This window comes from Microvirga tunisiensis, assembly GCF_009296175.1.
GTDB classification, from domain to species: Bacteria; Pseudomonadota; Alphaproteobacteria; order Rhizobiales; family Beijerinckiaceae; genus Microvirga; species Microvirga tunisiensis.
Genome location: NZ_VOSK01000548.1, coordinates 1 through 2,922 on the forward strand (window position 1 = coordinate 1; position 2,922 = coordinate 2,922).

General features: G+C 55.0%; 2 protein-coding genes. Both read right to left on the reverse strand.

Annotated elements, in window-relative coordinates; translation table 11 throughout:
- Positions 1–270: 270 nt before the first annotated feature.
- Complete coding sequence (gene tnpA, locus FS320_RS41035) at positions 271–666, reverse strand: IS66-like element accessory protein TnpA (RefSeq protein ID WP_152718304.1); 396 nt, start codon at positions 664–666, stop codon at positions 271–273.
- 334 nt (positions 667–1,000) lie between these two features.
- Positions 1,001–2,341 carry a polysaccharide biosynthesis/export family protein gene (locus FS320_RS41040; RefSeq protein WP_162003589.1) on the reverse strand — a complete coding sequence of 447 codons (1,341 nt, stop codon included), beginning with the start codon at positions 2,339–2,341 and terminating at the stop codon, positions 1,001–1,003.
- Positions 2,342–2,922 lie beyond the last annotated feature (581 nt).

Genomic DNA, 2,922 nt, shown 5'->3' on the forward strand with positions numbered 1-2,922 from the left:
AGTGTCATTCTGGAGCTATCTTGGCGATAGACTGGGAATTGCTGATGCGCCAGCCGTCCCGCGCCTGGCAGATCTGGTCAGCGACCGCTGCTCCTTAGCGTGATCGCCAACGGTTTTGCCCCTATTACTCCAGAACGGCCTAAGCTATTGGATAAAAAGGGCGAAGTCGCTCGGACCGCTGCGGACTCCGCATAATCTGGCACTCCACATAATTGCGGAAGTCGACCGGCTTGGTGGCCACCAGGACACAGACAGCACCCGTCGGTCCGATCATCGCAGGCTCTTGAGGGTTTGCAGCACAAGGGCCAAGGTCGCTCCATCGGCTCCGGACGGGACGCGAATGACGGCGCCCGCCACGGCAAGCTCGATCACCGCCTCCCGACAGTCTGCCGGAGTGGGTTGCGGCACGTCAGGGGCGACAACAACCGGGGTAAATGCCAGTGGAGGATCGTCCGCCTCGCGCTTGGCCTGACGACGCCAGGTGAACAGGTGCTGAGGCGACATGCCATGCCGGCGAGCCACTTCGGACACCACCGCGCCCGGCGCCATCGCTTCCTCCAGGATTCGTGCTTTCTCATCCGCTGACCAGCGCCGGCGTCCGCCGGCTCCGGTGATCACTTCCAGGCGCCGCACCGGCCGCGGCGGCTCAAGCATAGGGTCAACCATCGACACAAAACGATCTTCAATCCAAGATCGTCAGTCTCGCTGCTCAGACATGCGAATGTAAGGTGCGGCTAGAACATCGCTTACCCGCAAGATGGCGAGCCATGCGAATATCTGCAGACGTTTTAGTTGAAATCGACGACGTCCGCTACCTTTGGGAGATCCATGCTTCGGGGGATAGCACGTGATGCATCATGGAACTCAAAGATCGTGTATATGATCGCGTTCAATTCTGCTATTTGAGGGCCTGACTGACTGCGGCTTGCCCCAGCCCATTTGTAGCCTCGGCAAGAACTACACCGGGATTGCTTCAGTCGCTCACTCCACTCGAGCATGGTCACTTGGATCGCTCGGATCGCTTAGGCAAAGGAGGTTGCACAGTAAGTTGTGCTTCCGCTTGTGGCGGAGATGCAGGTTCTCCTTCTGCACTTGCACTGCTTTTGCGGCGGTTTGGATAAACCAGCATTACACGAAGCACATCACCGGCCTTGACGGCTTCGTTCTCTGCCGCTGTCCATGTGACCGGCCCAGATGGTGTAAGGCGGGTCAGCTCATAAACTGGAATCGGATCATCAATGCCATCGCCGAAGGCGTTAGCGCGCAACTTTGCATTTTGCAGGAGCCGCTCTGATGTTTGCGCTTTTTCAGCATTCTGATCAAGCAGCGAGCGAGCCGTGGCCATGTCATCCAGAGCTTCCCTGCGATACTTGGTGCGGATCTCAACAACATCTCGATCTGCGCGGGCCAAACTCTGCTGCGCTCGCAGCGTCGCCGCCTGCACGTCGAGACGATTGCTTTCGAGCATTACCCGGTTACTTTCCGCAGAAAGCGCCCGCGGTGCTACTGTCAGCCCCTTCGACAGGAGCTCGTTCACAGACTGGACCTCTCGTTGGGTGATTGTAGCCAGTTGGTCAAGCGATTTGGCCTTTACTTCGAGCGCTGCTAATTCCTGGCGGAGTAGAATTTTGGATCTCTCGATTGCTTCTACCTCCGATTTGAGTGCCTCGCGTCGAGCCTCAAACCTAAGGATCTCTTCCCGCATTGCTCTCGCAATCCGTGGATCGGACGAACGCTCAATTAACTTACTGGGATAGGTTACATTTGCAGCCTCAGAAACCTCCGCTGTTAGCCGAGCGACCTTGGCTTCAAGTGCAATACGCTCAGCGTCCAAGACCCGCAGATCTCCTCCAGCGGCAATGATCTCGCGATCGGCACCGGTAAGATCAGCCGCACGCGAGATTCCTTGGGCTGTGCTAACAGCTTGAAGAACTGTGAGACTGGGTTGATAATCGAACCTGCCAGGTTGTTGCACGGCTCCGGTCACAAAATATGGTCGGTACTTGACCACTTCCACAGAGGTTGAAGGCGTCTCAGCAAGGTCAGCTTTTTGCTTGAGGGCTTCGCTAATAACATGTGCAAGCTCGGCAGTAGAGCGGCCAGCGGCAGGAATCTCTCCCATAATTGGCATCGATACTGATCCGTTCGCGCCAACAGAAAACTCACCATTGAGAGCTGCCCAAGGATATATCTCACCGGCGTTCTTTCGGAGGGTATGAACGCGTATCATCAGGCGGTCTTGGGGTCCAAGGGTATATCCTTCCACGCCACTGTCAGCAGCACGAGCTACGACCGGAGAAGCTAAAATTAAGAGAGCGAGGATCAACCGAAAAGATACCACGTGCCAATCTCCATAGCGCAGGTTGCTCAGCTAATTCCATGTCAGAGCAGAAACTGTTATGATCATGCGGCTAGCTGCTTCGTAACAAGACGACTGATCGATGCTCCTCGTTAAACAGGGAACAAGAACAATTTTGGCTCTGCTGCTTGGCATTTCCGCAGTACTGGGTACAGAAGATCGTCATATTCACCTTGTTCTTCAGTAAGAGGGCCTCACCAAGGCGCTCATGTAGCAGGTTTGGCAACCATGTGTTTGCCGACATTGCCTTCGGAGGTCTCAGGACCAAAGCTTTACACCTGGATATTTTCTTTGATCAGGGACGGTTAGAACTTGATTATAGCGCTCATTGATCGTGTGCAAGTCCGACACTCATTATCCCCCTTACGGCTAAGGAGTTACCTCTAATGATAAGTTTGATGGTAATTGCTGTTATCAATGTAGCTAATACCGCGCCCTAAGCAGGGATTCGCTGGTTGACCAACGGATGACGGCTTCGTTCGTGATTGCGCTTCATGATGGCTTCGTGGATGGCTTGGTCGAGGTCTTCAGGTCCGGTGAAGGTCTGGTGGGCGAGGTAATGC